The following is a 26,712-nucleotide window of genomic DNA, read 5'->3' on the forward strand; positions in this document are numbered from 1 at the left end:
GCCTGCGGTGCCGGCCCGCATCGCGTGTCGCCGGCGGGCCTGACGCTTACTCGTTGGGCGGCGGCGTCTTCGGCCGGAATTCGCACAACGGCTCGATCGCGCAGTGCCAGCATTCGGGCTTGCGGGCCTTGCACACATAGCGCCCGTGCAGGATCAGCCAGTGATGCGCGTCCTGCAGGAATTCCTTCGGCGTGAACTTCTCGAGTGCGGTCTCGACGGCCCGCACGTCCTTGCCCGGCGCGAGCCCCGTGCGGTTCGCGACGCGGAAGATGTGCGTGTCGACCGCGATCGTCGGCTGGCCGAACGCGGTGTTCAGCACGACGTTCGCGGTCTTGCGGCCGACGCCCGGCAAGCCTTCGAGCGCTTCGCGATCGGCCGGCACCTCACCGTCGTAGCGCTCGAGCAGGATCCGGCTCGTCGCGACCACGTTCTTCGCCTTGGTCCGGTACAGGCCGATCGTCTTGATGTACTCGGTGACGCCTTCCTCGCCAAGCGCGACGATTTGTCGCGGGGTGTTCGCGACCGGGAACATCTTCCGCATCGCCTTGTTGACCGACACGTCGGTCGCCTGCGCGGACAGCATCACGGCGATCAGCAACTCGAACGGCGTCGAGTATTCGAGTTCGGTGGTGGGATGCGGATTGAGGCTCTGCAGCGTTTCGTAGATCGCGCGTCGTTTGCTGGCGTTCATGGGGCGTTCTGGTCGGGCGGCGCGGATGGGCTGCCTGGGTCGTCATTGCCTGCGTCGTTCGGTTGATCGTTGCCGCTTGCCGCCGCGGCGTCGGCGTCGGCGTCGCGCCGCGCCTGCTGTTCGGCGAGCCGTTTGCGGCGCGCCTCGGCCGCGTCGATCTGGGCCTGGACGGCTGCGCTCACGCCTTCGGTGTTCTTCGGCCCGGCGCCTTGCCCGGACAGTTCTTCCTTCTTCTTGCGCGCGCGTTCGAGCGCGGCGGCGATGATCGCGCGTTTCTTCGCTTCGGCGTCGTCGGCGGCCGGGGCGTCCGGCGGGGCCGCCGGGTGGGGGCCCGCGGCCGGCTTCGCGACACTGGCCGCGCGGCGGGCGGCGGCGCGGGCCTCGGCGGCTTCGCGTTCGCGGCGCTGGCGTGCGAGCCGCAGGTCGTGGCGTTCGCGCGCGGCGTCGGCCTGCTCCTGCGACCACGCATCCCAGCCGGTGCGCTCGCCCGTCACGGGCAGCATCGCGATGCAGTCGACCGGGCACGGCGGCACGCACAGATCGCAACCGGTGCACTGCGCTTCGATGATCGTGTGCATCTGCTTCGGCGCGCCGACGATCGCGTCGACCGGGCACGCCTGCATGCACAGCGTGCAACCGATGCACAGGCTTTCGTCGATGAAGGCGACCGCGCGCGGATGTTCGCTGCCATTGACGGGATTCAGCGGAATCACCGGCTTGCCGAGCAGGCCCGCGAGGCGCGCGATGCCTTCGGCGCCGCCGGGCGGGCACTGGTTGTAGTTCGCGTCGCCGGCGGCGATCGCCTCGGCGTACGGACGGCAGCCGTTATAGCCGCACTTCGTGCATTGCGTCTGGGGCAGCAGATCTTCGATGCGATCCGCGAGGGTTTTGGAATCGGTCACGGTGACAACGGGCGCAGCAGCGCCGAATGGCTCTCGGCCGTGCGGGGCGCGGCCGGAAAGGTTTGCCAAAGCTCGATTATCGCCGATTTCCCGCATTGCGCTGGACGCCGTCTGTGCGCATAATCGAACCGCTTTTTTGCAGGGGCTCAGCAGGAGGGCGGCCGCACGCGGCGCGCCCGTTCCAGGGCGGCCGGCGCCGAGGCGGTGGGGGTGCCGGTCCGGATCAAGCGGCTCACATAGCAAAACGCCACCATGAATCAGCCAAAAATCAAAAGAGATCCTGAAGGTACGCGCCGCCGCATCTTGATGGCGGCCGCCGAAGAGTTCGCGAGTGGAGGGCTGTTCGGCGCACGCGTCGACCAGATTGCGCGCCGGGCCGAAACCAACGAGCGCATGCTCTATTACTACTTCGGCAGCAAGGAACAGCTGTTCACGGCCGTGCTCGAACACGCGTTCTCCGCGCTGACCGAGGCCGAGCGCGTGCTCGATCTCGACGGCGTCGCGCCGGTCGAAGCCGTCACGCGGCTCGCGCATTTCGTTTGGGACTACTACCGCGACCATCCGGAGCTGCTCAGGCTCATCAACAACGAGAACCTGCACGAAGCGCGCTACCTGCACAAGTCGACGCGGATCCGCGAGATGATGTCGCCGATCGTCGCGAAGCTCGGCAACGTGCTGATGCGCGGCCAGAAGGCCGGGCTGTTCCGCGGCGACGTCGATCCGCTGCGCTTCTACGTGACGCTGTCGGGGCTCGGTTACTACATCGTGTCGAACCGCTTCACGCTCGCCGCGACGCTCGGTCGCGACTTCACCGATACCGACGAGCGCGCGGAGATGGTCCGGATGAACACCGAGGTGCTGCTCGCGTACCTGCTGCGGCGCTGACGCGCCGGCGAGCGGGCGCCGCATGTAAAAACGCCGCCGTGCGCAGGCAACGGCGGCGTTTTTGCGTCGGAACGCAGCGCGTCAGGCTGCCTTGCGCGTGCGGACGGTTTTTGCGCGCGGGGTTTCGGCGGCCCGCTTCGCGGCCGGTGCGGCCTTGGCGGGGGCGGCGGCCTTGGCCGGCGCCTTGGCGCGCGTGCGCTTCGCGACCGTGGCGCGTGTCGCCTCGGTCGGTGCGTTGGCGGCCGGCACGGCCGCGAGCGTCGTGGCCGCCGGCGCGTCCGGATGATCCTTCGTCGTGCCGTGTTTCGGCTCCGGCGCATGCTCGCGGATGAAGTCGCGCAGTTGCGGGTAGATGATCGTGCGCCAGCGGCGGCCGGAGAAGATCCCGTAGTGGCCGCATTTCTCGGCGGTCAGGGTGCGGCGATCGTCTTGCGGGATGCCCGTGCACAGCTCGTGCGCGACGTGCGTCTGGCCGCTGCCCGAGATGTCGTCGAGTTCGCCCTCGATCGTCATCAGCGCGGTGTGCTTGATGTCCTGCGGCCGCACGCGTTCGCCTTCGACGTCCCACGTGCCTTCCGCGAGCCGGAATTCCTGGAACACGACGCGGATCGTCTCGAGGTAATACTCGGCGGCCATGTCGAGCACCGCGTTGTACTCGTCGTAGAAGCGGCGGTGCGCCTCGGCGTCGTCCTCGTCACCGCGCAGCAGGCTCTGGTAGAAATCCCAATGCGATTGCGCGTGTCGTTCCGGGTTCATCGCGACGAAGCCCGTATGCTGCAGGAAGCCCGGATACACCTGGCGGCCTTCGCCCGGATAGTTCGCGGGCACCGTGTGGATCACGTTGTTCTCGAACCACGCGGTCGAGTGCTGCGTGGCGAGCGAGTTCACCGACGTCGGGCTGCGGCGCGCGTCGATCGGGCCGCCCATCATCGTCATCGTGAGCGGCGTATCCTCGCCGCGGCTCGCCATCAGCGAGATCGCCGCGAGCACCGGCACCGTCGGCTGGCACACCGAGATCACATGCAGGTTGCGCGCGCCGATGTGACGGATGAAATCCTGGATGTACGCGATGTAGTCGTGCAGGTGGAACGGACCCGTCTCGACCGGCACCATCCGCGCGTCGATCCAGTCGGTGATGTAGACCTTGTGGTCCTGCAGCAGCGTGCGCACCGTGTCGCGCAGCAGCGTCGAGTGGTGGCCCGACAGCGGCGCGCAGACCAGCACGACCGGCTCGTCCTTCAGTTGCGTGACGGCGTCGGCGTCGTCCGAATAGCGCTTGAAGCGCAGCAGCCGGCAGAACGGCTTCTCGACGATCGTCTGCTCGACGATCGGGATGTTGTGGCCGTCCTTGACGATCTGATGAATGTTGAATTCGGGCTTCTCGTAATCCTTGCCGAGCCGGTACATCAGTTCGTACGCGGCGGCCATGCGCGGCGCGCCGGGCATCAGCGAGAACGGGCTGGACGGGTTGGCGAACGATTTGGACGCGGCCTGGGCCCAGGCCGTCAGCGGGCTCAGCATGGCGCGCTGGAATTCGTGCAATTGGTAAAGCATGCAGACTACTCCCGCGTGGGGGACGGAGCGCAAGGGCGGCGTGGGGCGTCGCGGCGTGCCGTGTGGGTCAGCGGCCGGCCATATTGCAGTGCGGCCGGACAATCGCGTCGATCATATCGGACAACGATGGGTGGTGCAATGCAACATTTCCCCGATTTTTCATCAAAATTTTGCGATTTGACGATCTCTGACCAAGCCGCCCGCGCCGCCGCCCGACACCCCGCCAACGTCCGTCAACGCCCGGTCGCCACGGCCGGCGCGGGCTGGCCGGCGGCCCGCGCCATCGCGTCCTCGTGGTGCATCAGGTTCATCGCGGTATGCACGAGCGCCACGTGCGAGAACGCCTGCGGGAAGTTGCCGACGAGCCGCCCGGCGACCGGGTCGTACTCCTCCGCGAGCAGCCCGAGGTCGTTCGACAGCGCGAGCAGCCGGCTGAACAGCCGGTGCGCGTCGTCGATCCGGCCGAGCAGCGCGTAGTTGTCGACCAGCCAGAAGCTGCACGCGAGAAACGTGCCTTCGCCGGGCGGCAGGCCGTCGTCGTACTCGGTCGTCCGGTAGCGCATCACGAGCCCGTCGTGCAGCAGTTCGCGCTCGATCGCCTCGACCGTGCCGACGATGCGCGGGTCTTCCGGCGGCAGGAAACCGAGCAGCGGCATCAGCAGCACGCTCGCGTCGAGCTCGTCGCTGCCGTAGCTCTGCGCGAACGCCTGTTTGCCCGCGTGCCAGGCGTTGGCGCAGACGTCGGCATGGATCCGCTCGCGCAGCGCGCGCCAGCGGTCGAGCGAGCCGGGCAGCCGGAACATTTCCGCAGACTTGATCGCGCGGTCGAACGCGACCCATGCCATCACCTTCGAGAACGTGAAATGCAGGCGGCCGCCGCGCGTTTCCCAGATCCCTTCGTCGGGTTCCTGCCAGATCTTCTCGAGATGGTCGAGCAGCGCGCACTGCACGGACCAGACCGTGTCGTCGGCCTGCAGGCCGCCCACGCGCGCGAGGTGCAGCGCGGCCATCACCTCGCCGAACACGTCGAGCTGGAGCTGGTTCGCGGCGCCGTTGCCGACGCGGACCGGTTTCGAATCCTGGTAGCCGGGCAGCCAGTCGAGCTCCATTTCCGGCAGCCGGCGCTCGCCGGCGATCCCGTACATGATCTGGATCTGCTCGGGCGAGCCGGCCATCACGCGGCCGAGCCATGTGCGCCATGCGCGCGCCTCGTCGTAGTAGCCGCCGCGCATCAGCGCGAGCAGCGTGATCGTCGCGTCGCGCAGCCAGCAGTAGCGGTAGTCCCAGTTGCGGTTGCCGCCGATCTTTTCGGGCAGCGACGTGGTCGGCGCCGCGACGATGCCGCCGGTCGGCTCGTACGCGAGCGCCTTCAGCGTGATCAGCGAGCGGCGCACGGCCGCCGCGTAGCGGCCCTGCACCTGGCAGCGGCCCGACCACTCGAGCCAGTAGTTCTCGGTTCGTGCGAGCATCGACAGCGGATCGCGCGCGGGCGGCAGCCGCATGTGCGAGGCCGCGTAGCTGAGCGAGAACGGCACGCGCTGGTCGGCGCCGACCGTGAATTCCGCGAGCGTATGGAGATTCTTGCCGGTGAGCGGCACCGGCGTGCGCAGCACGACGGTGTCGGGGCCCGCGATCGCCTTCATGCCGTCCTCGCGAGTCAGTTGCGTGACCCACGGGATCGAGAAACCGTAGTCGAAGCGCAACACGAGCTCCATGCGCATCTTCATCGTGCCGTGACGGCCGACGACGATCCGCACGAGTTCGGACCAGCCGTTGCCGGGCGGCATGAAGTCGATCACGGTGACGGCGCCGTCGGCGCTTTCGTAATCCGTTTCGAGAATCAGCGTGTCGCCGCGATAGCGGCGCGTGGTGTGCGTGACTGCGGCGTCGGCGGCAGGCGCAAGCAGCCAGCGGCCGTGCTCGGGGGTGCCGAGAAGTGCCGCGAAGCAGGCGCCCGAATCGAAGCGGGGCCAGCACAGCCAGTCGACGGAGCCGTCTTTCGAGATCAGCGCGGCCGTGTGGCCGTCGCCGACGAGGGCGTAGTCTTCGATCAGGGCAGGCATGGGCAGGCGGTCCTTGGGTATCGAGTTCACAATGCGGACGGCGGCGGCCGGGCTTCACGCCCGGGCGTCGCGCCCCGTATACTCGGCCGGGCGGCGGAGCGCATGAACGGCCGGCGTTTCGTCCTATCTCAACACTTGAAGCGACTCGATGCAAGGAGGATTCAATGCCCAACCGTTTACGCGAGCGTGACGCACACGCTTCGACACGAGGGTTCCCGCTTAGGCTCGCTCACTGGATGAAAGGTTTCGCGATCGTGCTTTCCCTGTCCGCGACCCATGCATTTGCGCAGCAATCGCCCGCACCGGCCGACGGCGTCTACAACCTGCTGGTCGGCACCTACACGGGCGGCGGCAGCGACGGGATCTATGTTTACCGCTTCGATACTAAAAATGGCAGCGTTGCGCCCGTATCGTCGGCGAAGACCGTGAATCCGTCGTATCTGTTGCCGAGCCGCGACGGTCGCACCGTCTACGCGGTCAACGAACTGCCCGGCGACGACGGGCCGGCGTCGCAGCGCGGGGGCGTCAGCGCGTTCCGCTTCGACGCGAAGACGGGCGCGCTGAGCTTCATCGACCGCGTGTCGTCGGAAGGGAACGATCCTTGCTATCTCGCGCTGTCGCCGGACGGCAAGTATCTCGTGACGGCCAACTACTCGGTCGCGAAGGATCCGGGCGGCAGCTTCGCGGTGTTTCCGCTGCGCGACGACGGTGCGCTCGGCGAGGCCGTGCTGGCCGTGCACCACGAAGGCACCGGGCCCGTGAAGGGCCGTCAGGACGGCGCGCACGTGCATTCGACGGTGTTTTCGCCGGACGGCCGCTACCTGTTCGTGCAGGATCTCGGCGCGGACAAGATCTACGGCTACCGCTACACGGTGGACGGCAGCCGCGGGCTGATCAGCCCGACCGACACGCGCTACACGCCGGTGAAGGCCGGCTCGGGCCCGCGTCACATGGTGTTCGGCGCCGACGGCCGGTTCGCGTACGTGACGAGCGAGCTCAACGCGTCGGTCGAGGTGCTCGGTTATCACGACGGCAAGCTGACGCCGGTCCAGACGGTGTCGATGACGGCGCCGGGCTTCAAGGGCAAGGTCGGCGGCGGCGCGATCCACCTGTCGCCGGACGGCCGCTTCCTGTACGCGAGCAACCGCGGCGACGCGAACGACCTCGTGATCTACTCGGTGAACCAGGCCGACGGCCGGCTCAAGCAGGTCGGCCGCCAGTCGAGCCTCGGCAAGACGCCGCGCGAGTTCCTGATCGATCCGACCGGCAAGTGGCTGATCGTCGGCAACCAGGACAGCGACACGTTCTACGTGTTCAGCCGCGATGTCGAAACGGGGCAGCTCGGCGCGAATCCGCAGAAGGTCGCGGTCGGCAAGCCGGTCGATTTCAAACTGGTGCCGGTGCAGTCGATGTAAATGCGGTAAATGAAACGGGCGCTGCGGATGCAGCGCCCGTTTTTTTCGGTGCGCCCGGTTTCCCGGTGCGCCCGTATCGGTCGACGGCGGCCGTTCGGCCGCCGCCGCGCTCAGTCGGCCGCGGCCGGCACCAGCACCTCGCGGCTGCCGTTGATGCCCATCGCCGACACGAGCCCGGCCGCTTCCATCTGCTCGACGAGGCGTGCCGCGCGGTTGTAGCCGATGCGCAACTGCCGCTGCACCGACGAGATCGACGCGCGCCGCGTGCGCACGACGAACGCGACGGCTTCGTCGTACAGCGGATCGGCTTCCGCGTCCGGCGCTTCGCCGAACAGGTCCTGCGTCGCGCCGTCGGCGGCCGGGCCGTCGAGGATGCCTTCCTCGTACTGCGGCTCGCCGAACTGCTTCAGATACTCAACGATCCGGTGCACTTCCTCGTCGGCGACGAACGCGCCGTGCACGCGCTGCGGATAACCGGTGCCCGGCGGCAGGAACAGCATGTCGCCCATCCCGAGCAGCGACTCCGCGCCCATCTGGTCGAGGATCGTGCGCGAGTCGATCTTCGACGACACCTGGAACGCGACGCGCGTCGGGATGTTCGCCTTGATCAGGCCCGTGATCACGTCGACGGACGGACGCTGCGTCGCGAGGATCAGGTGGATGCCGGCCGCGCGCGCCTTCTGCGCGAGGCGTGCGATCAGCTCCTCGATCTTCTTGCCGGCGACCATCATCAGGTCGGCCAGCTCGTCGATGACGACGACGATCAGCGGCAGCTTCGACAGCGGCTCGGGATCCTCGGGCGTCAGCGAGAACGGGTTGCCGATCTTCTTCTCCTTCGCTTCCGCATCGCGGATCTTCTGGTTGAAACCCGCGAGGTTGCGCACGCCGACAGCCGACATCAGCCGGTAGCGCTTCTCCATTTCGCCGACGCACCAGTTCAGCGCGTTCGCCGCGAGCTTCATGTCGGTGACGACCGGCGCGAGCAGGTGCGGGATGCCTTCGTAGACGGACAGCTCCAGCATCTTCGGGTCGATCATGATGAGCCGTACGTCTTCCGGCGTCGCCTTGTACAGCAGCGACAGGATCATCGCGTTGATCGCGACCGACTTGCCCGAACCCGTCGTGCCGGCGACGAGCATGTGCGGCGCCTTCGCGAGATCCGTGACGACCGGGCGGCCCGTGATGTCCTTGCCCATCGCGATCGTCAGTTGCGATTGCGAATGCTGATACTCGCGCGACGCGAGGATTTCCGACAGGCGGATCATCTGGCGCTTCGCGTTCGGCAGCTCGAGGCCCATGCAGGTCTTGCCGGGAATCGTCTCGACGACGCGGATCGACGTGAGGCCGAGGCCGCGCGACAGATCCTTCATCAGCCCGACGATCTGGCTGCCGCGCACGCCGAGCGCCGGCTCGATCTCGAAGCGCGTGATCACGGGGCCGGCCGAGGCGCCGACCACCGTCACCGGCACCTTGAATTCCTGCAGCCGCTGTTCGATCACCTGGGCCGTTTGCGCGAGATGTTCCTCGGTGATCGTTTCGACGTCGTCGGATGCGGGCTCGAGCAGGTCGAGCGTCGGCAGTTCGACGCTGAACGACGCGGGTGCGTGGAATTCGAACGCGTTCGGGCGCGGCTGGCGCACGGGGGCGTCGGGGGCTGCGGTGTCGGTTGCGGCCGGCTCGGCCGTCACGGCGGCGGTTGCGCCGGTCGGCGGGGCAACCGGGAGCGCCGGCGCAGCAACGATCGCTGCCGGCACTGACAGGCTTGCGCCCGGGAGCGGGGCGGCCGGTTGCGGCGCCGCGGACACGTCGTTCGGCACGGACCAGCTTGCCGGCGACGCGGCGGGGGCGGGCGCCGTCGTGAACGTCGTGGTGGCGGCCGGCGTGGCAGCGACCGACGGAGTCGGCGACGCGGCCGCTGCACCGATGGAGGCGAGCGATCCGACCGCAGCGGAAGCGGCCGGCGGCACGGGAAGGCGGGTTGCCGGTTGCGCGGCGGTTGCGCCGAACGAGCCGGATCCGTCGATTGCCGTGCCGCTCGACGAGGTTGCCGTGCCGGCCTGGAGCGCCGGTGTCGGCACGGACGGTTGTGCCGCAAGCGGGGCGGACGTGAAACTCACGGGCGCCGGTGCCGCGGGCGCTTGCGCGGCCGAACCCGGCGCGCCGGTCGTCGACGGTGCCGCGGCGGGCGTGGCGGTTGTCTCGGGCATCGATGCGCGGCCGAACGCACCGTAGCTCATGTCCGGGACACCGATCGGCGCTGCCGGCGCAACGGAGGCGCCGGTCGATGCCGATACGGCCGGTTGCGACGGCGAAACCGATGCCGTGCCGGTCATGCCGGCCGTCGATGGTGTCGCGGCGGGTATGGCGGCGACGGGCGCAACACCCGGAGCGGAGGCAGGTACCGGTGCGGTCGAACCGAGGGCCGTGCCGACGAACGGCGACGCAGCCGCGGCAGAAGCGGTCGGTGTCGCGGCAAACGGTTGAATCGTCGGCGATTCAGGCAATTCCGCGGAAGCCGCCGCAGGTGTCGTTGCGGGTTGCACCGGCGGCGCCCAATGCGTGACGGGCGTGCCGCCTTCAGCGATGGCCGACAGCGATGCACTACGCTCCGCCCCTGCCGGTTGGGCGGCCTCCGGAACGAGGTTCGATGCAGGGCGTGCCGACGTTGCCGTAATCGGCGTCGTTCCGGTCATGGCGCGTGCCGATGTCGCAGCGATCGACGAAGAGGGGAGCGCCGCGAACGGCGCGATGCCACCGGCGGGCTTCAGGTCGTCATGTGCGCCATCGACACCCGGTGGCAGGTAAGCCGATGCAGGGCGTTCGATCGCCGGGGCGGCGGTATCGGAGAATGCTGCCGGATTGCGTGCGGGGGCTTCGTCGACCGCTGCTTCGTCAGCTTGTTGCGCGAAGGCGGCGTGGGCCGGCTCCGGTTGCGTTGCGTCTGCCGGTGATTCAGCGATCGGATGCGCGGGCGATGCTTCGAACGCGGAAACCGACGGGCGGCCGAGGTCCTCCCACGGCGCGAGATTGACCGGGGCGTCGAACGACGGCGCCGGCGGGATCCCATGTGCAGGTGCAGGTGCAGGTGCGTGTGCGGCGGGCGCAGCGTCGACGTGACGGATGTCATCGTCGGTTTGATGCGACGACACGGCATCGTCGCTGCCGGCGCCCGTGTCAGCATTCGGCAGCGCGTGCGGTGCGGCGCCGTTGAGCGCCGGGGTGGCCCAATCGGCAATCGTCGCGGGGATGCCGGGCTCCGCCGGCATGAACGCATCCAGTACGATCGGCGCGCTGTCGTCGCGTGCGGGCGCGGCATCGTGCTGGACCCGAGCACCAGTGTCACGGGCCGCGATACCGTGCGTTGCCGAAACGAATGCGTTCGACACGGCCGCCGCTGCCGGCGCGGCGACGCTGCCTGCTGTCGCAGCCATTCCAGCCGCGGCTGCGGCGGCCGTCGCGGCGTGCGTCGCATCGGTCGACTGTGCGCCGCCGAGTGTGGCCCATTGCGCGGTGCTGGCTTCGATCGAACGCAGCGTGTCGTGAACGCTCGGCGCCGGCGTGATCGGCGTCGCGGGTTTTTCAGTCCAGGCATAGAGCGGCGCGCGCGCCGGCGTCGACGGCACCGGACGGCGTCGCGTCGTGTCCGGCGACACGCCGGCTGCGGCCGTTCCCGCGACCGGGCGTGCCGGCGGACGCTGCGGTGGCGCGGCGGCCGGGCGCGGCGTGACCGTCGCACGCGGTGGCGTCTGTTTCAGCGCGGCGGTGGCCGGTCGCACGGCAGTCGGCCGCGGCCGGACGGGTTCGAATCCGACAGGAAGCGGGGCCGGATCGGGGCGCGGCACTTGCGAGTTGGCTGCCGCGCGCGCGAGGCTCGCGGTGCTGCCGGTCGTCGGCGGCGGCATCGCGCCGGCCGGAATCGGCGCGGCGGGCGCCACCGGCGTGCGCTGCGGCACGGTCGGCTTCAGCCAGCCCGACGGCGCGACGGGTTCCGTGTGCGGCCGCGGCGGCATCTTGCCGCGCGGCTTCGGCCGCGCCTGCGGATCGGGTTTCCACAGCGTCGGGCGTGAATACCGGCCGTTCTGGCGCGGCGCCATCGAGTTGACGGTATGCGCGGTGGTTGGCTGCACGAGGTCGTCGTCGCGATGCAGCGCGCTGCGCGGCAGGTCGGCGATCCCGCGCGCGTCGTCGTCGCCGCCGTCGCGCGACAGCTTGACGCCGAACGACGTGTCGACCCACGCGGCGAACTGCCGCCAGCCGATGCCGGTCAGCCAGGGCAACCCGGCGAAGAACAGGACGACCATCGCGACCGGCGTGCCGATCGGACCGAGTACGTGTGCGAAGCCCGCCGAGAACGCATGGCCGAGCGCGTTCGTGTCGGGGCCCGACAGCGGGCTCGTCAGCGTGCAGCTCGCGACGAATACCGCGACGAAGCCGAGCCACAGGCGGATCGAGCCGCGGCCGGCGAGCCCGCCGCCGCCGGGCAGCATCGCCTGCACGAGACGCCAGAAGAGAAGGAGGAACCAGACGGCGGAGATGCCGAACCAGCCGAAGACTACCGTGTGCATGCTTTGAAACAGGAGTAGGGAGGGGCGCGCGAGGCGCGACCCGCCGAGTTTAACCGGCCGGCGAACAAGATTCCCGGGCGACGTGAATTCGGTTCACGCCGTGCGGCGCGTGCGGTCGGCACACGCGCGCGACACGCGACGCGAAGGCGGTCGGCCGGCCTTCGCGTGCGTGATGCATCAAGGGCTCCGGTGCGTGAAAACGAGCGTTGCGCCGGCGCTGGTCACGATCTGCAATTGCTGCGGCTCGCGCATCTGCACGCCGGTCTTGTCGACGTGCGCAAGCGCGTCGAGGTACGCGCGCTCGAGCTGGCCGCCGAGCGAATTCGGGCAGGCCATCCGCGTGCCGGCGAGCGGCCCGAAGCTCAGCAGGCCGTTCTTGATCGCGTAGGTGCCCGTGTAGCGGTTGCAGCCCGAGAACCCGCTGGCGCGCCGGATGCCCGACTCGGTCGACAGCGCGAGCTTGATCGGCTCGCCGTTGTCGCCGTGCGGGATCGCGCGCGGCGTGCCGTCGGCATTCGTCCAGCTGGTGAGTTCCCAGCTCGTGTCGTCGAGCAGCTGGACGGCGGCCGGGTTGTACGGGTCGGGCGCGGGGGCGGCGGAATCGGGATGGGTCGGCATCGCGCAGGCGGCGAGAAGCGTGGCAAGCGTCAACGCGCAGAGCGGCGCGCGCAACGGGCGAAGCAGGCCGGTGCGTGCGCGTGCGGCGGCGGACAGGTGGGACATGAGCCTCGTTCCTCATCGGATTCTGATCAAGGCGTAAGAGTAACGCACCCGCCCCGCGGCAGGCGAGCCGACACTTCACGCATGAAAACGTTCGCAGCGTGCCTGCGCGTCGTGCGCGGTCGGGCGCCGGCGCGTCGAAACGCCCCCAACCGGCATCATCGCGCGTGTTAACATCGGAGCCGTTTTCGTCCTCCACCAGAAGCGGGAAATCACATGCAGATCGGTCAGCGGCTCGGTACGCCGCTTTCACCCTCGGCCACGCGCGTCATGCTGCTCGGCGCGGGCGAGCTCGGCAAGGAAGTCATCATCGCGTTGCAGCGTCTCGGTGTCGAAGTCATCGCGGTCGACCGCTATCCGGATGCGCCGGGCCATCAGGTCGCGCATCGCGCGCACGTGATCGACATGACTGACGCCGCCGCGCTGCGTGCGATCGTCGAGGCCGAGCGTCCGCACCTGATCGTGCCGGAGATCGAGGCGATCGCCACCGACGCGCTCGCGGCGATCGAGACGGCCGGTCTTGCCGAGGTGATCCCGACCGCGCGCGCGACACAGCTCACGATGAATCGCGAAGGGATCCGCCGGCTCGCGGCCGAGGAGCTTGGCCTGCCGACGTCGCCGTATGCGTTCGCGGATTCGTTCGAGGCCTTCAGCGCGGCGGTCGCGAAGATCGGCATGCCATGCGTCGTGAAGCCCGTGATGTCGTCGTCGGGCAAGGGGCAGTCGGTCGTGAAGACCGGCGCCGACGTGAAGGCCGCGTGGGACTACGCGATGGCGGGCGGGCGCGTGAACCACGGCCGCGTGATCGTCGAGGGCTTCATCGATTTCGACTACGAGATCACGCAGCTGACCGTGCGCGCGATCGATCCGGCGACGCTCGCCACGCGCACCTACTTCTGCGAGCCGGTCGGCCACGTGCAGGTCGCGGGCGACTACGTCGAATCGTGGCAGCCGCAGCCGATGAGCGCGGTGGCGCTCGAGAAGTCGCGCGAGATCGCGCACAAGGTCACCGAGGCGCTCGGCGGGCGCGGGCTGTTCGGCGTCGAGCTGTTCGTGCGCGGCGACGACGTGTGGTTCTCGGAAGTGAGCCCGCGGCCGCACGATACGGGCCTCGTCACGCTCGCGTCGCAGCGCCAGTCGGAATTCGAGCTGCATGCGCGCGCGATTCTCGGGCTGCCGGTCGATCCGGCGCTCGGGACCCCGGCCGCGTCGGCCGTGATCTACGGCGGGCTCGACGAGCGCGGGATCGCGTTCGAAGGCGTACGCGACGCGCTCGCGGTGCCGGGCGCGGACCTGCGCCTGTTCGGCAAGCCGGAAAGTTTTGCGAAGCGGCGCATGGGCGTCGCGCTGGCGACCGGCGCGACCGTCGACGAAGCCCGCGAACGCGCGAAGCGCGCCGCCGCGGCCGTCCGGCCCGTGTCGGCCCGCTGACGGAACGAGGAGAGGGCGATGGCGTCGAGGTGGTTGCGTATCGGCAAGCTGGGCGCCGCGCTGGCGCTCGTCGCGAGTCTCGCGGGTTGCGGCCTCGCGGCCGCGCCGTGCCGGGTGGCTTCGGCCGGGCTCAAGATCGTGCCGCTCGTCGGCCACGTCGCGGCGGCGCCGACCGACGCGTGCGCCGACGTCATCGATCCCTGATCCCCGCCAGCCGGGGCGCTCGCCCGTCAACAGTAATCGCGCGCCCCGGGAGGGCGCGCTTCCACCCGTCTCGTGAGAGGACCTGCATGATTCGCCACACCCTTGCCGCGCTCGCGCTTGCGGGCACTGCCGTTTCCGTCGCGCACGCCGCGCAGCTGACCGTCGAGGAAATCGATGCCGATGCGCGCCAGCAGGCCGTCTACCAGTGCGCGAACCAGAAGCAGCCCGTGCGCGTGTCGTACTGGCTCGCGGGCAACGGCCAGAGCTTCGCGCTCGTGCCGGTCAACGGGAAGCAGATGCTGTTCGTCGACACCGTGTCGGCGTCGGGCGCGCGCTACCAGGCCGGCCGCTATACGTGGTGGACGAAGGGCAAGGAAGCGACGCTGCGCGACGAGATCGCCGACCCGAATTCGCCGCCGCTGCTGGGCGATTGCGCGCAGGTCGAGAAGAAAAAGAAGAAGGGCTGAGCGCCGGGCGCGGTCGCGGACCGTACGCGCCGCTCGCATCGACCGGCTGCCGGGCCTGGCCGCCCGTTCGCCCGTTCCGCGGGCAGGCGGCGGGCCTCCGGACGCGACACTCCGCGATCAGTCCCCTGATATTGCCGCCGGCCGATCGGGATAGCCCGCGCGGGCCGTCCGTCGCCCCGCGCGGGCCTGTACCGGCCGGCCGCGCGAACCGCCGGTGCGGCCGTTCGCGGCGTTGTCACGGACAGACGGCCGCACAGTGCTACAATACGGCCCTTTCCGCCGGCATTCGCGCCGAACGGAGTCCGCACGGCCTGGCGTCCAGCGTTCGCATTGAACCGGTCCCAAGCGCCAGAGCGGCGCCGCGCGGCGCGCCGCGGCTCCGTCTATTTCCGAATTGTGATGAGCGCAGGCCCGGCCGGCCTGACGCACGATGTCCCCGCCGCGCCTTTTGAGCGAAACGCCACCATGTCCGATTCTGTCGCCAAGCCCGTCGACGCAACCTTCGACCAATTCGGCCTTGCCGCCGATATCCTGAAAGCCATTGCGGAGCAGGGTTATACGACGCCGACGCCGATCCAGGCGCAGGCCATTCCGGTCGTGCTCGCCGGCCGCGACGTCATGGGCGCCGCGCAAACGGGCACCGGCAAGACCGCGAGCTTCTCGCTGCCGATCATCCAGCGCCTGCTGCCGCAGGCCAACACGAGCGCGTCACCGGCGCGCCACCCCGTGCGTGCGCTGATCCTCACGCCGACCCGCGAACTCGCCGACCAGGTCGCCGCGAACGTGCACGCGTATGCGAAGCACACGCCGCTGCGCAGCGCGGTCGTGTTCGGCGGCGTCGACATGAACCCGCAGTCGGCGGAGCTGCGCCGCGGCGTCGAGATCCTGATCGCGACACCGGGCCGCCTGCTCGACCACGTGCAGCAGAAGACCGCGAACCTCGGCCAGGTGCAGATCCTCGTGCTCGACGAAGCCGACCGGATGCTCGACATGGGCTTCCTGCCCGATCTGCAGCGCATCCTGAACCTGCTGCCGAAGGAGCGCCAGACGCTGCTGTTCTCGGCCACGTTCTCGCCTGAAATCAAGAAGCTCGCGTCGACCTACCTGCGCAGCCCGCAGACGATCGAGGTCGCGCGCAGCAACTCGACGAACGCGAACGTCACGCAGATCGTCTACGACGTCGCCGAAGGCGACAAGCAGGCGGCCGTCGTGCAGTTGCTGCGCGATCGCGGCCTGAAACAGGTGATCGTGTTCTGCAACAGCAAGATCGGCGCGAGCCGCCTGGCGCGCAATCTCGAGCGCGACGGTGTCGTCGCGTCGGCGATTCACGGCGACAAGACGCAGATCGAGCGGATGCAGGCACTCGACGCGTTCAAGCGCGGCGAGATCGAGGCACTGGTCGCGACCGACGTGGCCGCGCGCGGCCTCGACATCGCCGAGCTGCCGGCCGTGATCAACTTCGACCTGCCGTTCAGCGCGGAAGACTACGTGCACCGGATCGGCCGTACCGGCCGCGCGGGCGCGACGGGCGATGCGCTGTCGCTGTGCAGCCCGAACGAGCGCAAGCAGCTTGCCGATATCGAGAAGCTGATCAAGCGTCCGCTCGACGTGCAGACGCTCACGCTCGACAAGCCGGCGCGCCATCGTCACGACGACCGCGGCGGCGAGCGCGGTGGTGACCGTGGCGGCGATCGCAACAGCGAACGCGGTGGCGAACGAGGCGGCCGTCGCGATCGCGACGAGCATCGCGGCGCATCGGGGCGCCGGTCGGGCGGTTCCGAGCGCGGCGGTCATCACCGTCGCCACGAAGCGCCGGTCGATGATTTCTTCCTGAAGCCGTATGAGCCGTCGGCGCCGGCGAAGCAGGCGGACGACGCACAACCCGCGCAACAGCCCGAGAAGAAAGGGCCGAAGCGTCAGGTTGCGGCGCTGCTCGGCGGGTTCGGGATGCCGCGCAAGCCGTCGGCGTAAGGTCGGCGGAAGGCAGGGGCGGCGCGCGAGCGCTGCCGGACGAGCGGGTGCATGCGACAAGCATGTGCCCGTTTTTCATTGGGGGTGCGGCTGGGGGATCGTGGCGCGGCAGGCGACGCATCCGTCATGGGGCGCCGGCCGCGATTGCCGCGAAGCCGGCTCGCTGCACGCGCGTCAGCCGGCCGGCGGGCCGAAGCGCCGCGCCCACGCTGCCGTCGCGGCGGCGTAGAACGCCTCCAGCGTCGCGCCGGGCAGCGCACCGTCGGGCGCGAGGCCCAGGTGCGCTGCCGCGGCCTGCAGCGCGGGCAGCGGGGCTGCGCGTTCGAGCGCGGTCGCGCCCGTCTGCTTGCTGAGTTTCTCGCCGTTTGCATCGACGACGACGGGCACGTGCAGATACCGTGGCGTCGGCACCCCGAGGCAGTGTTGCAGATGGATCTGGCGCGCGGTCGAATCGAGCAGGTCGGCGCCGCGCACGACATGCGTGATACGCGCGGCGGCGTCGTCGACGACGACCGCGAGCTGATAGGCCCATTGGCCATCCGCGCGCTTCAGCACGAAATCGCCGACTTCGGTCGCGAGGTTCTGCGATTGCGTGTGCTGCCAGCGGTCGTCGAACGCGACGATCGCGTCGCCGCCGTCCGGCACGCGCAGCCGCCACGCGCGCGCGGGCTTGCCGTGCAGGCCGGTGCGGCACGTGCCCGGGTACGCGAGCGTCGTGTGGCGTTCGTGCGCGGCACGCAGCGAATCGGCGATTTCCCTGCGCGTGCAGCCGCACGGATAGACGAGCCCTGCCGCGACGAGCTGTTCGAGCGCGGCCGTGTAGGCCGCGTCGCGCGTGCTTTGCCACACGGGCGGTTCGTCGGGCGTCATGCCGAAATGCGCGAGCGTCGCGAGGATGTCGTCGGCCGCGCCGGGTACCGTGCGCGGACCGTCGAGATCCTCGATGCGCACGAGCCACGCGCCGCCGTGCGCGCGTGCGTCGAGCCAGCTCGCGAGCGCGCCGACCAGCGAGCCGAAGTGCAGCGGGCCGGTGGGCGACGGCGCGAAGCGGCCGCGATAGTCGTTCATCGGAACGCCGGTTGCGCGCTTACGCGGCGCTGGCTGCCTGCGCGCAGGCCGGGCACGACTTGCCGGGCACGTAGCTCGGCGATTGTTGCGCTTCCGGCGTGACGACCGCGCGGCACGCGAAGCAGGTGACGTTCTCGGTCGGCTGGAGTTGCGGGTTCAGCGCGGTGCGGTAGTCGAACACGAAGCAGTCGCCGTGATAGTGCGCGCCGCCGACTTCCTCGAAGTACTTCAGGATCCCGCCTTCGAGCTGGTACACGTTCTCGATGCCGATTTCCTTCATGTGGATCGCGGCCTTCTCGCAGCGGATGCCGCCGGTGCAGAACGACACGACCGTCTTGCCTTCGAGGTCGGCGCGGTTCGCGTCGATCACTTCGGGGAATTCGCTGAACTTGTCGATCCGGTAATCGAGCGCGTTGTCGAACGTGCCGACGTCGACCTCGAACGCGTTGCGCGTGTCGAGCATCACGACCGGGCGCCCCGTGTCGTCGTGGCCGCGGTCGAGCCACGCCTTCAGCGTGTGCGCGTCGACGAACGGCGCACGGCCGAGCTCCGGCTTGATCGCGGGTTTCTTCATCGTGATGATCTCGCGCTTCAGGCGCACGAGCATGCGGCGGAACGGCTGCGAGTCGGACAGGCTTTCCTTGAACTGCAGCGACGCGAACTTGCCTTCGAACAGCGGATCGTGGCGGAGGTACGCGATGAACGCGTCGGTGGCGTCGCGCGTGCCGGCGATGAACAGGTTGATGCCTTCCGGGGCGAGCAGGATCGTGCCGCGCAGGCCGAGTTCGTTGCAGCGGGCGGTGACGAGCGGGCGCCATTGTTCGTTCGCGTCGAGCGACACGAAGTGGTAGGCGGCGAGGTTGACGATGGTCATGATGGTCCGACGGGAAAACGGCCGCACGGCGGCCCGCAAAATAGGGTGCGAAGCCGGGGCGTTGATTCGAAAACCCGTATTATCCCGCAAACCGCGCGGGCATCGGCACCCGGCTGTCCGGCCGGCCGCGCGACGTGTCGCCGCGCGCATCGGCCGAACGGCCGGCGCGGGGATTTTTTGGGCAGCCTGCGCGGCGGGGCGGCTACAATAGCGCCCATGTCAGATCCCCGCTTCGTCCATCTTCGCGTTCACTCCGAATTCTCGATTGCCGACGGCATCGTGCGCATTGACGACATCGTCAAGGCGGCGGCCGCGGACGGTCAGGGCGCGCTCGCGCTCACCGATCTCGGCAACGCATTCGGCCTCGTCCGTTTCTACCAGGAAGCCCGCGGCAAGGGCATCAAGCCGATCGCCGGCTGCGACGTCTGGATCGCCAATCCCGACGATCGCGACAAGCCGTCGCGGCTGCTGCTGCTCGTCAAGGACAAGGTCGGCTACCTGAATCTCTGCGAGCTGCTGTCGAAGGCATGGCTCACGAACCAGTACCGCGGCCGCGCGGAACTCGACGCGAGCTGGCTCGACGGCCCGCTTTCGCAGGGGCTGCTCGCGCTGTCGGGCGCGCAGCAGGGCGACATCGGGCTCGCGCTGGCCGCCGGCAACGAGGACGCCGCGCGCCGTCACGCCGAGCGCTGGGCGAAGGTATTCCCGGGCGGCTTCTACATCGAGCTGCAGCGTTACGGCCAGCCGGGCGCGGAGGCGTACATCCAGCAGGCCGCGACGCTCGCCGCGGCGCTGAAGCTGCCGGTCGTCGCGACGCACCCGACGCAGTTCATGACCGACGACGATTTCACCGCGCACGAAGCGCGCGTGTGTATCTCGGAAGGCGACATCCTCGCGAATCCGCGGCGCCAGAAGCGGTTCACGACCGACCAGTACTTCCGCACGCAGGACGACATGGTCGCGCTGTTCGCCGACCTGCCGTCGGCGGTCGCGAACACGGTCGAGATCGCGAAGCGCTGCAACCTGAAGCTCGAGCTCGGCAAGCCGAAGCTGCCGCTGTTCCCGACGCCCGACGGCATGTCGCTCGACGACTACCTCGTCCAGCTGTCGAAGGAAGGGCTCGAGACCCGTCTCGCGCAGCTGTATCCGGTCGAAGCCGAGCGCGACGCGCAGCGCGACACCTACTACAAGCGCCTCGAATTCGAGTGCGGGACCATCACGAAGATGGGCTTTCCCGGCTACTTCCTGATCGTCGCGGACTTCATCAACTGGGCAAAGAACAACGGCGTGCCGGTCGGCCCGGGCCGCGGCTCGGGCGCCGGTTCGCTGGTCGCGTATGCGCTCGGCATTACCGATCTCGATCCGCTGCGCTACAACCTGCTGTTCGAGCGCTTCCTGAATCCGGAACGCGTGTCGATGCCCGACTTCGACATCGACTTCTGCCAGCACGGCCGCGATCGCGTGATCCAGTACGTGAAGGAAAAATACGGCGCGGACGCCGTGTCGCAGATCGCCACCTTCGGCACGATGGCCGCGAAGGCGGCCGTGCGCGACATCGGCCGCGTGCTCGACCTCGGCTACATGTTCACCGACGGCGTCGCGAAGCTGATCCCGTTCAAGCCGGGCAAGCACGTGACCATCGCCGACGCGATGAAGGAAGAGCCGCAGCTTCAGGAGCGCTACGACCACGAGGACGAAGTCCACCAACTGCTCGATCTCGCGCAGCGCGTCGAGGGCCTCACGCGTAACGTCGGGATGCACGCGGGCGGCGTGCTGATCGCGCCCGGCAAGCTGACCGATTTCTGCCCGCTGTACACGCAGGGCGACGAAGGCGGTGTCGTCAGCCAGTACGACAAGGACGACGTCGAAGCCGTCGGCCTCGTGAAGTTCGACTTTCTGGGTCTCACGACGCTGACGATCCTCGACTGGGCCGAGCGCTACATTCGCCGCCTCGATCCGTCGAAGGCCGACTGGTCGCTCGCGCAGGTGCCGCTCGACGATCCGGCTTCGTTCCAGATCCTGAAGAAGGCCAACACGGTCGCGGTGTTCCAGCTGGAAAGCCGCGGGATGCAGGGCATGCTGAAGGATGCGCAGCCCGACCGCTTCGAGGACATCATCGCGCTCGTGTCGTTGTACCGTCCGGGCCCGATGGACCTGATCCCGAGTTTCTGCGCACGGAAGCACGGCCGCGAGAAGGTCGAGTATCCGGATCCGCGCGTCGAACCTGTCCTGAAAGAGACCTACGGCATCATGGTCTATCAGGAGCAGGTGATGCAGATGGCGCAGATCATCGGCGGCTACTCGCTCGGCGGCGCCGACTTGCTGCGTCGCGCGATGGGCAAGAAGAAGCCCGAGGAGATGGTCAAGCACCGCGAGATCTTCGCCGAGGGTGCGGCGAAGAACGGCCTCTCGCGCGAGAAGTCCGACGAGATCTTCGACCTGATGGAGAAGTTCGCGGGCTACGGCTTCAACAAGTCGCACGCGGCTGCCTACGCACTGCTCGCGTATTACACCGCGTGGCTGAAGGCGCACCATCCGGCCGAATTCATGGCGGCCAACATGACGCTCGCGATGGACGACACCGACAAGGTGAAGATCCTGTTCGACGACTGCGTCGTGAACAACCTCGCCGTGCTGCCGCCCGACATCAACCAGTCGCATTACCGGTTCGAGCCGGTCGCCGAAGCCGACGGCAAGCGTTCGCGCACGATCCGCTACGGCCTCGGCGCGGTGAAGGGCAGCGGCCAGAACGCGATCGAGGAAATCCTGCGCGCTCGCGAGGAGAAGGCGTTCACCGACCTGTTCGACTTCTGCGAACGGATCGACCGTCGCGTCGTCAATCGCCGCACGGTCGAGGCGCTGATCCGCGCCGGCGCGTTCGACTCGCTGAATGCGAACCGCGCGCAGCTGATCGCGTCGGTGCCGCTCGCGATGGAAGCGGCCGACCAGGCCGCGGCGAACGCGATGCAGGCCGGCCTGTTCGACATGGGCGCCGAGTCGCCGCACGCGCATGCGCTCGTCGACGAGCCCGCCTGGGACGACAAGCGCCGCCTGCAGGAGGAAAAGGGGGCGCTCGGCTTCTACCTGTCCGGCCACCTGTTCGACGCATATCGTGACGAAGTGCGCCGCTTCGTGCGGCAGAAGGTCGGCGACCTGAAGGAAGGGCGCGACAAGCTCGTCGCGGGCATCATCGCGTCGCTGCGCACGCAGATGACCCAGCGCGGCAAGATGCTGATCGCGCTGCTCGACGACGGGTCGGGCCAGTGCGAGATCACGATCTTCAACGAACAGTTCGAGGCCAACAAGGCGCTGTTCAAGGAAGACGAACTGCTGATCGTGCAGGGGCAGGCGCGCAATGACGCGTTCACCGGCGGCATCCGCTTCACGGCCGATACCGTGATGGATCTCGAACGCGCACGCAGCCGTTATGCGCAGGCCGTGCGGCTGACGATGAACGGCAACGCCGACGCGGTCGCGCTGCGCCGCGTGCTCGAGCCGCACGTGTCGAAGGACGATCCGGCGGCCGCGACCGCGGTCGAAGCGCCGGCGCCGCGCGGCGGCGGGCGCGATGGCGGCCGTCGCCCGCAGGCGCCGCTGCCGAACGGGCTCGCGGTCCAGATCCAGTACAGCAATGCGCGGGCGCAAGGCGAAATGCGTCTGGGCGACGCGTGGCGCGTGAAGCCGAGCGACGTGCTGCTCGCGGAACTGCGCGCGGCGTTCGACGGCAGCGTCGTCGAAATCACGTACTGATCGCGTCCTGTTTAGACGGCTGTCGCGACAGACGGCCCGGCGCATCGCCATCGCGCGGTGCGGCGGGCCGTTTTCTTTCATCCGAGGGTAATCGGGCCTTGGGCCGGTCATCCGGACGCTATACAATCGCGCGCTGGCCGCATGTATGCGGCGCCTGCCGCGGGTTCGCGCGGCGAACGGCACCGCCGTCGTGTGTCGTGTGCATGCACGGGGGCGGTCTGCGGGACGCGCGACAGGATCACCCTGGATCGGGATGCCGTGGAACGGCCCGTCGCGACGATAAAAAACTGACTGTCACCACATGACCATGGCCAATCGGAACCCGACGCGGCGGATCCTCGTGATCCGGATCGATTTTCTCGGCGACATGCTGTGTACAACGGCATTTCTCGGCGCGCTGAAGGCGCGTTGGCCCGGTGCGGAGCTCCATGTGGTCGCGAACCGCTACAACGCGGCCGCGCTGGCCGGCAACCCGGACGTGCACGCGGTCCACACCTACGTGTACAGCCGCCAGTGCGAGCGCAACGACCGTCCCGGGCGGATGCGCGCATTCTTCGACCGGCTGCGGCTCGTGCGCCGCCTGCGTCGCCTGCGGTTCGACCTCGTGGTCGTCCCGAACGGCGGCATGCATCGCAGCAGCATGCAGTTCGCGCGCCAGCTTCGCGCGAAGGATTGCCGCTGGCACGATGCCGACAGCGAATTCGACGATCGCAAGCCCGAGCACGTTGCGCAGCGGCAGATGTGTCACGAGGCGCTGTCGGGTTTCCGGCTGGTGCCCGAACTGGGCCGTGCCGATCTCGACCGCCTCGAACTGTCGGTTCATCCCGACCGTACGCTGCAGGACACGTGGTACCGCCTGCTCGGCGCGCGCACGAAGCCGCGCGTCGGATTGTTCGTGTCGAACAAGGCGGTCGAGCGCCGCTGGCCCGCGGACCGCTGGCGCGACCTCGGCCTGCGGCTTGCACCGTGCGCCGACGTGATCGTGTTCCGCGACCCGGCGATCGGCACGTGCGGCGAGGACGATGCGTGGCGCGACGTGAATGCGCGGCACGTGGCGCCGTCGTCGGTTGCCGAACTGATGGCTGCCGCGAGCCTGCTCGACGTGATCGTGTCGGCCGACAGCGCGCCCGTGCATCTCGCGTCGGCGCTCGGCGTGCCGGTCGCCGCGCTGTTCGAGGACCGCCCCGAGAAATACCTGCGCTGGCACCCGCTCGGCGTGCCGCATGTGATCCTGCGCGCCGGCGCGACCGTCGACGCGATCGGCGTCGACGCGGTCGAGCGGGCGGTGCGCCATCTGCTGCCGCGGGCCGGCCATCGCGACGAGCCGGTGGCTGCTGCGGGACACGAGCAGCCGGCTGCCGCCGCGCCCGCGATCGCGACGATCGCGTCGTAGCGGGCGCACCCGTACGGCGCTGACGGTGGGCGCGGCCCGCCGGCGGGGCCGCATCAGGGCCGTTTCAGGACGGCATGCACGGCCGGTGCGCCACGCTGCGCCGGCTGCGGCAAAATCCTGTACATTGCCAGCCTTGTTCAGCCAGCTAGACAGATCGATCGCCGTGGCCCTGTTTTCTTCTGCCCGCCCGCCCAGAACCATCCTCGTTGCCGCGCCGCGCCGGATCGGCGACGTCCTGCTGACGACGCCGCTCGTCCGTTCGCTGAAGGCCCGCTGGCCGGATGCGCAGATCGACATGCTGGTATTTCGCGGCACCGAGGGGGTGCTCGAGCACAATCCCGACGTACGCCGCGTGATCGTCGTCGCGCAGCGAGCGGGATTCCGCGAGCGGCTGCGCGACGCGTTGTCGATGTGGCGCCGCTACGATCTCGCGTGCGCGGCGCTGAGTTCCGACCGGCCGCGTTTCTACAGCTGGTTCGCCGGCCGCAAGCGGGTCGGCCTCGTCGATCCGGATCGTGTCACATGGCTCACGCGAATGATGCTGAACGGGATCGCGATCAATCATCACGCATCCGCGCATACGGTCGTCAGCACGCTCGCACTCGCGCCGGTGATCGGCATCGAGCCGGTGTCCGAGGTCGTTGCGCCCGGCATCGGCGACGATCCCGCGCGGCGCGCGCGCTTCGACGCGCGGCTCGCGGAGTCGCCGGCGATTCGCGCCGGCCAGCCGCTGGTCGTCCTGCATCCGTATCCGATGTTCCGCTACAAGCAATGGCGGCTCGACGGCTGGGTCGAGATGATCGGCTGGCTGCGCGAGCACGGCTTCGCGGTCGCGCTGTCGGGCGGGCCGGCGGACAGCGAACGCGAGTATGCGGAGCAGGTCGCGGCCGAAGCGGGCGGCGACGTGCTGAACCTGGTCGGCCGGCTGACGTTCGGCGAGAGCGCGGAGCTCGTGCGGCGCGCGCGGCTCTTCATCGGGCCCGACACTGGCGCGACCCACGTGGCGGCCGCGACGGGCACCGACACGATCGCGCTGTTCGGCCCGTCCGATCCGGTGCGCTGGGGGCCGTGGCCGCAGCACTGGCCCGCGACCGAGAATCCCTGGCCGTTGCGCGGCTCGGGACGGCACGGGAATGTATGGCTGCTGCAGGGGGAGGGCGATTGCGTGCCGTGCCGGCACGAAGGCTGCGAGCGCAAGGTCGACAGCCGCAGCGACTGCCTCGCCAATCTCGGCGCGCAGCGCGTGAAGGCCGCGGCGGCCGAGATGCTCGGGCTGAATCCGCCGGGTGTGGCCCACGCGATCGTCGACACGTCGCGACTGCCTCGCGCCGGGTCCGACTGACGCGCGCGCGAGGCGCGCGCTTTTCCGCTTTCGAAGGGGCGCCGTGCCGAGGCGGCGCAGCCCGCTCGCGTCGGCGTGATGTGCGGGCGCTGCCGCCGGAGCGGGCCGGCAGCGGAACCCGTTTCGTCATGCGTTACGCGCTGCGCCGGATCGCCGACGTTTCGCGCGGCAACGCCTCGCTGCGTTCGCCGCAACCGAGCAGGATGCCGGCCAGCAGCACGATCAGGTGCCCTTCGGCGAAATCGAGCAGCAGCGAGTTCGCGAGACTGCCGATCGCGAAGATCGCGAGCCACCCGAGCAGCAGGTGCCGCGAGCGCGGATCGAGCGCGCGGCTGCCGCGCGCGATCTGCACGATCAGGTTGACGAACAGCAGCAGGCCGACCGAGCCGAGCTGGACGGCCATCAGCAGGTATTCGTTGTGCGGGTTCGACGTGAGCTGGCCTTCGGCCGCCGTCTTGCCGGCCGAGAGCTTCTGGAACTCGACCTCGAGGCCGCCCGCACCGTAGCCGATCACGGGGCGCTGGCTGAACAGCTCGAGCCCTCTCTTGTACCATTCGAGGCGCAGGCCGGATGACGTGACGGCATCGCTCTGCCGATATTGCTGCACTTCCGTCACGACCTCCGCGAGCCGGCCGTTGTGAACCGTACACGCTGCGACGACCAGTGCAATGCCGGACAGGACGAGCACGCCGGCGGCCAGCCCGGCGCGCAGCGCCGACTGCCGACGCAGCAACAGCACGAAACGCACCGCGACAACGAGAATCAGCAGTAGCGCGATGACCTGCCCCGTGCGTCCCTGCAGCATCACGAACACGTTGACGAGCGTCCATGCGGCGACAACCGCATAGGCAATGCGCGACAGCGCCGTGCGAGCCGCCAGCGCGAGATCCGCAGCCTGGTAGAACAGCAGTGCGCCGAACATGCCGGCGGCGATGTGGTTCTTGAACACCCACGCGCGCGATACCGGCAGCGCGGACGCATACGCGGGCCCGATCGCGGTCAACCCGAGATAGTTGGTCGTCGACAGCAACAGGATGACGCACAGCGTGCCGAACCAGCAGCGCTGCACGATCGGCGCCCAGTTCGAATGACGGAACGCGAGCACGGCAAATGGCAGCAACAGCAGCTTGTCGTACTTCGCGACCCAGTTCCATGCCTTGTTGTGCGGCGCGATCGTATACGTGACGCTGACGGCGAGCGCCGCGAGGATCAGCAGTGCCGCGAGCGAAGCCGGATCGGTGAAGAACGAGCGCAGGTTGCGCCAGAATTCGGGAGAGATCACGAGCGCGGCGGCGAACAGCCCGCAGAACACATTGGTCAGCGCGGTCGAGACGGGCACCATGCAGAGCGCGGCAACGGCGAATGCGCGTGCGGCGGTCAGGCGCCGCGAGGCGGGAGCGGAAAACGAAAGCATCGG

General features: G+C 69.1%; 17 protein-coding genes and 1 pseudogene. 9 read left to right on the forward strand and 9 right to left on the reverse strand.

All coding sequences use genetic code 11. The annotated features are described in order from the left end of the window. Positions 1 to 46: 46 nt before the first annotated feature. Both nth and rsxB read right to left on the reverse strand, forming a co-directional pair. Entirely contained in the window at positions 47 to 691 is a 645-nt protein-coding gene (gene nth, locus HWX00_RS26500; protein ID WP_034190738.1) for an endonuclease III, read from the reverse strand. Next, the gene (rsxB, locus tag HWX00_RS26505; protein ID WP_175868154.1) at positions 688 to 1,689 is read right to left on the reverse strand and encodes an electron transport complex subunit RsxB; all 1,002 of its coding nucleotides are present in this window, start codon (positions 1,687 to 1,689) and stop codon (positions 688 to 690) included. Before rsxB ends, nth begins: the two co-directional genes overlap by 4 nt. A gap of 156 nt (positions 1,690 to 1,845) precedes the next feature. Here rsxB and HWX00_RS26510 point away from each other — a divergent pair, with 156 nt between their 5' ends. Further along, positions 1,846 to 2,478: a TetR/AcrR family transcriptional regulator gene (locus tag HWX00_RS26510; RefSeq protein ID WP_049031880.1), complete on the forward strand. Its 633-nt coding sequence runs from the start codon at positions 1,846 to 1,848 to the stop codon at positions 2,476 to 2,478. A gap of 81 nt (positions 2,479 to 2,559) precedes the next feature. Here the strand turns inward: HWX00_RS26510 and HWX00_RS26515 are convergent, their stop codons facing one another. Together HWX00_RS26515 and HWX00_RS26520 are read right to left on the reverse strand one after the other, a co-directional pair. Continuing rightward, the gene (locus HWX00_RS26515; RefSeq protein WP_034190741.1) at positions 2,560 to 4,032 is read right to left on the reverse strand and encodes a polyhydroxyalkanoate depolymerase; all 1,473 of its coding nucleotides are present in this window, start codon (positions 4,030 to 4,032) and stop codon (positions 2,560 to 2,562) included. Between the two features lie 233 nt (positions 4,033 to 4,265). Beyond that, on the reverse strand, positions 4,266 to 6,095 hold the full coding sequence (locus tag HWX00_RS26520) for a glycoside hydrolase family 15 protein (RefSeq protein ID WP_034190742.1): 1,830 nt from the start codon (positions 6,093 to 6,095) through the stop codon (positions 4,266 to 4,268). Between the two features lie 164 nt (positions 6,096 to 6,259). Between HWX00_RS26520 and HWX00_RS26525 the strand changes: the two genes are divergently transcribed. Then, on the forward strand, positions 6,260 to 7,510 hold the full coding sequence (locus HWX00_RS26525) for a lactonase family protein (RefSeq protein WP_175029354.1): 1,251 nt from the start codon (positions 6,260 to 6,262) through the stop codon (positions 7,508 to 7,510). Between the two features lie 110 nt (positions 7,511 to 7,620). Here the strand turns inward: HWX00_RS26525 and HWX00_RS37420 are convergent. Both HWX00_RS37420 and HWX00_RS26535 read right to left on the reverse strand, forming a co-directional pair. Further along, positions 7,621 to 9,165, reverse strand: a pseudogene (locus HWX00_RS37420) (DNA translocase FtsK); the annotation flags it as partial. A gap of 3,087 nt (positions 9,166 to 12,252) precedes the next feature. After that, positions 12,253 to 12,798, reverse strand: a complete 546-nt coding sequence (locus HWX00_RS26535) for an META domain-containing protein (protein ID WP_034190745.1) — start codon at positions 12,796 to 12,798, stop codon at positions 12,253 to 12,255. Between the two features lie 213 nt (positions 12,799 to 13,011). Here HWX00_RS26535 and purT point away from each other — a divergent pair, with 213 nt between their 5' ends. The 4 genes from purT to HWX00_RS26555 all read left to right on the forward strand — a co-directional run bounded on the left by purT (position 13,012) and on the right by HWX00_RS26555 (position 16,868). Then, the gene (gene purT, locus HWX00_RS26540) at positions 13,012 to 14,226 is read left to right on the forward strand and encodes a formate-dependent phosphoribosylglycinamide formyltransferase (RefSeq protein ID WP_175029266.1); all 1,215 of its coding nucleotides are present in this window, start codon (positions 13,012 to 13,014) and stop codon (positions 14,224 to 14,226) included. Between the two features lie 18 nt (positions 14,227 to 14,244). Continuing rightward, a complete protein-coding gene (locus tag HWX00_RS26545; RefSeq protein WP_006497052.1) occupies positions 14,245 to 14,430 on the forward strand; it encodes a DUF6726 family protein in 186 nt (61 codons plus the stop codon). An 86-nt stretch (positions 14,431 to 14,516) separates the two neighbouring features. After that, complete coding sequence (locus HWX00_RS26550) at positions 14,517 to 14,897, forward strand: MliC family protein (RefSeq protein ID WP_034190747.1); 381 nt, start codon at positions 14,517 to 14,519, stop codon at positions 14,895 to 14,897. Positions 14,898 to 15,362: 465 nt separating this feature from the next. Beyond that, positions 15,363 to 16,868, forward strand: a complete 1,506-nt coding sequence (locus HWX00_RS26555) for a DEAD/DEAH box helicase (RefSeq protein ID WP_462477492.1) — start codon at positions 15,363 to 15,365, stop codon at positions 16,866 to 16,868. A 174-nt stretch (positions 16,869 to 17,042) separates the two neighbouring features. On the opposite strand, the gene gluQRS is transcribed toward HWX00_RS26555, so the two are convergent. Both gluQRS and HWX00_RS26565 read right to left on the reverse strand, forming a co-directional pair. Then, a complete protein-coding gene (gene gluQRS, locus HWX00_RS26560) occupies positions 17,043 to 17,936 on the reverse strand; it encodes a tRNA glutamyl-Q(34) synthetase GluQRS (RefSeq protein WP_175029267.1) in 894 nt (297 codons plus the stop codon). 19 nt (positions 17,937 to 17,955) lie between these two features. Continuing rightward, positions 17,956 to 18,810: a sulfurtransferase gene (locus HWX00_RS26565; protein WP_034190750.1), complete on the reverse strand. Its 855-nt coding sequence runs from the start codon at positions 18,808 to 18,810 to the stop codon at positions 17,956 to 17,958. Between the two features lie 216 nt (positions 18,811 to 19,026). On the opposite strand from HWX00_RS26565, the gene dnaE reads away from it, so the two are divergent. The 3 genes from dnaE (at position 19,027) to HWX00_RS26580 (ending at position 25,295) form a co-directional block, all read left to right on the forward strand. Then, positions 19,027 to 22,560 carry a DNA polymerase III subunit alpha gene (gene dnaE / locus HWX00_RS26570; protein ID WP_175029268.1) on the forward strand — a complete coding sequence of 1,178 codons (3,534 nt, stop codon included), beginning with the start codon at positions 19,027 to 19,029 and terminating at the stop codon, positions 22,558 to 22,560. Between the two features lie 307 nt (positions 22,561 to 22,867). Continuing rightward, positions 22,868 to 23,953, forward strand: a complete 1,086-nt coding sequence (locus HWX00_RS26575) for a glycosyltransferase family 9 protein (RefSeq protein ID WP_069705572.1) — start codon at positions 22,868 to 22,870, stop codon at positions 23,951 to 23,953. Between the two features lie 163 nt (positions 23,954 to 24,116). Continuing rightward, complete coding sequence (locus HWX00_RS26580; protein WP_175029269.1) at positions 24,117 to 25,295, forward strand: glycosyltransferase family 9 protein; 1,179 nt, start codon at positions 24,117 to 24,119, stop codon at positions 25,293 to 25,295. Between the two features lie 133 nt (positions 25,296 to 25,428). On the opposite strand, the gene HWX00_RS26585 is transcribed toward HWX00_RS26580, so the two are convergent. Further along, positions 25,429 to 26,709 carry an O-antigen ligase family protein gene (locus tag HWX00_RS26585; RefSeq protein WP_034190754.1) on the reverse strand — a complete coding sequence of 427 codons (1,281 nt, stop codon included), beginning with the start codon at positions 26,707 to 26,709 and terminating at the stop codon, positions 25,429 to 25,431. Positions 26,710 to 26,712 lie beyond the last annotated feature (3 nt).

Origin of the sequence: Burkholderia seminalis DSM 23518 (assembly GCF_902832885.1) — a bacterium.
Classification (GTDB): domain Bacteria; phylum Pseudomonadota; class Gammaproteobacteria; order Burkholderiales; family Burkholderiaceae; genus Burkholderia; species Burkholderia seminalis.

Bases quoted from the DNA above. Each gene is read 5' to 3' on its own strand.
- HWX00_RS26545 (WP_006497052.1), top strand. From the start codon at position 14,245: ATGGCGTCGAGGTGGTTGCGTATCGGCAAGCTGGGCGCCGCGCTGGCG.
- HWX00_RS26515 (WP_034190741.1), bottom strand. From the start codon at position 4,032: ATGCTTTACCAATTGCACGAATTCCAGCGCGCCATGCTGAGCCCGCTG.
- dnaE (WP_175029268.1), top strand. From the start codon at position 19,027: ATGTCAGATCCCCGCTTCGTCCATCTTCGCGTTCACTCCGAATTCTCG.
- HWX00_RS26585 (WP_034190754.1), bottom strand. From the start codon at position 26,709: ATGCTTTCGTTTTCCGCTCCCGCCTCGCGGCGCCTGACCGCCGCACGC.
- HWX00_RS26555 (WP_462477492.1), top strand. From the start codon at position 15,363: ATGTCCGATTCTGTCGCCAAGCCCGTCGACGCAACCTTCGACCAATTC.
- nth (WP_034190738.1), bottom strand. From the start codon at position 691: ATGAACGCCAGCAAACGACGCGCGATCTACGAAACGCTGCAGAGCCTC.
- HWX00_RS26575 (WP_069705572.1), top strand. From the start codon at position 22,868: ATGGCCAATCGGAACCCGACGCGGCGGATCCTCGTGATCCGGATCGAT.
- HWX00_RS26520 (WP_034190742.1), bottom strand. From the start codon at position 6,095: ATGCCTGCCCTGATCGAAGACTACGCCCTCGTCGGCGACGGCCACACG.
- HWX00_RS26565 (WP_034190750.1), bottom strand. From the start codon at position 18,810: ATGACCATCGTCAACCTCGCCGCCTACCACTTCGTGTCGCTCGACGCG.
- HWX00_RS26510 (WP_049031880.1), top strand. From the start codon at position 1,846: ATGAATCAGCCAAAAATCAAAAGAGATCCTGAAGGTACGCGCCGCCGC.
- HWX00_RS26550 (WP_034190747.1), top strand. From the start codon at position 14,517: ATGATTCGCCACACCCTTGCCGCGCTCGCGCTTGCGGGCACTGCCGTT.
- gluQRS (WP_175029267.1), bottom strand. From the start codon at position 17,936: ATGAACGACTATCGCGGCCGCTTCGCGCCGTCGCCCACCGGCCCGCTG.
- HWX00_RS26535 (WP_034190745.1), bottom strand. From the start codon at position 12,798: ATGTCCCACCTGTCCGCCGCCGCACGCGCACGCACCGGCCTGCTTCGC.
- rsxB (WP_175868154.1), bottom strand. From the start codon at position 1,689: ATGCGGGAAATCGGCGATAATCGAGCTTTGGCAAACCTTTCCGGCCGC.
- purT (WP_175029266.1), top strand. From the start codon at position 13,012: ATGCAGATCGGTCAGCGGCTCGGTACGCCGCTTTCACCCTCGGCCACG.
- HWX00_RS26525 (WP_175029354.1), top strand. From the start codon at position 6,260: ATGCCCAACCGTTTACGCGAGCGTGACGCACACGCTTCGACACGAGGG.